We start from the raw sequence: 1,211 nt of genomic DNA on the forward strand, positions 1-1,211 counted from the left end.
AATACCACGACCACTTCACTGCCGCTGGTCCCTGCGATGGCAGAAAAAAGGAGAGTTTGGGTAGTAGAAACGTTGAAATCAACGCAGAGTAAACCCACCAGGCAGCCGGTAAACATGGAAATAAAAATAAGCTTAAGGAAATAAGGAAAATTCCCTTTATTTTCACTTACCAGCTCGCCATGAATAAAGTAATTGGCGACACCGCCTATGCTTGCAATGACCATAGCATCTAAAAGATGATGTTCTGTCAGGAATCTTATAAGGACTAAATATTCACTAATATTCATTTCAGTAAAGCCTTTAGGAAATAGCATAATCAAACGCTATTTATTTTTTGCGAAGAAAAAGATTTTTTTCGCGTTCCCTGCGGTAAATCAACTCTTTGATAACGGTATTGCCTGCATAAATCCACGAGCCAAACTGGTCGGCCGCTGCGGCGTAACACCCCTGGTTTAAAAACATAAGCAGCGTAGAAGGTTGGCCGCTTTTAAGCTCGATCGGCCCGCTTTTTACGCCACGCAGCCCTGGCCCGATGCTAAGCAAGAGCGAGCAAAGCGCGTCAAACTGATTCTGTGAGACGGGTACGCCAAGCTTTTGTCTCAGTACATCGGCACATTTTTTCAGATCGCTTATTAGCAACGCCTCCGCCTCTTCAGGGGTAACGCTATCGCCTTCACGAACGCTCTCCGTATGGCCATAGCCTGTTGTCCAGATACCCGCATCATTCTTTTCGGCTTTTAAACGCCGTTTTTCATGGGCTTTGATAAAATTAAAACCCTTCTCTGAAATGTTCACTATTTGACTCTGAAAGATGCAAAATAATGCTCCCGAAGGAGCATTATTAATAAGATTGAATTAACGAAGGTAATCCCATGGTTTACCGTACTGTCCGGTATTTTCTTCCAGACCGGGTTCAGAACCCTGTGACCAGTATTTACCAATATAGTTAACGCCTTTGTGCGTGACTTTGCTGCCCCCCACGTAGGTAGCAGCGGCGCTCCACAGTGGATATTCAGAAGGCACATCCGGCACTACAGGCTCGTCCGGAGTGTCCGCTGAAACAGGCACGATAACCACTTTGTAAGAGGCTATATCGGTTTTACCATTGGCCGCAGTAACGGTCAGCAGCAGCTCTGCCACTTTTTCAGAAGTCACAGCTGGCAGCACCACATTCGTTTCGCTGGCCTGCGGAGAAACGATCTGCACATTAC

General features: G+C 46.1%; 3 protein-coding genes. All 3 read right to left on the bottom strand.

What is annotated here, in order from left to right; translation table 11 throughout:
* Positions 1-287, bottom strand: a 287-nt coding sequence (locus tag RTK32_RS21280; protein ID WP_312047409.1) for a phage holin family protein, incomplete at its 3' end; no start/stop codon positions are given.
* Between the two features lie 40 nt (positions 288-327).
* Positions 328-795 carry a lysozyme gene (locus RTK32_RS21285; RefSeq protein ID WP_312047411.1) on the bottom strand — a complete coding sequence of 156 codons (468 nt, stop codon included), beginning with the start codon at positions 793-795 and terminating at the stop codon, positions 328-330.
* A 60-nt stretch (positions 796-855) separates the two neighbouring features.
* Positions 856-1,211, bottom strand: a 356-nt coding sequence (locus tag RTK32_RS21290; RefSeq protein ID WP_409451127.1) for a carbohydrate-binding protein, incomplete at its 5' end; no start/stop codon positions are given.

The sequence above is a fragment of the Erwinia sp. genome, assembly GCF_031978025.1.
GTDB lineage: Bacteria > Pseudomonadota > Gammaproteobacteria > Enterobacterales > Enterobacteriaceae > Erwinia.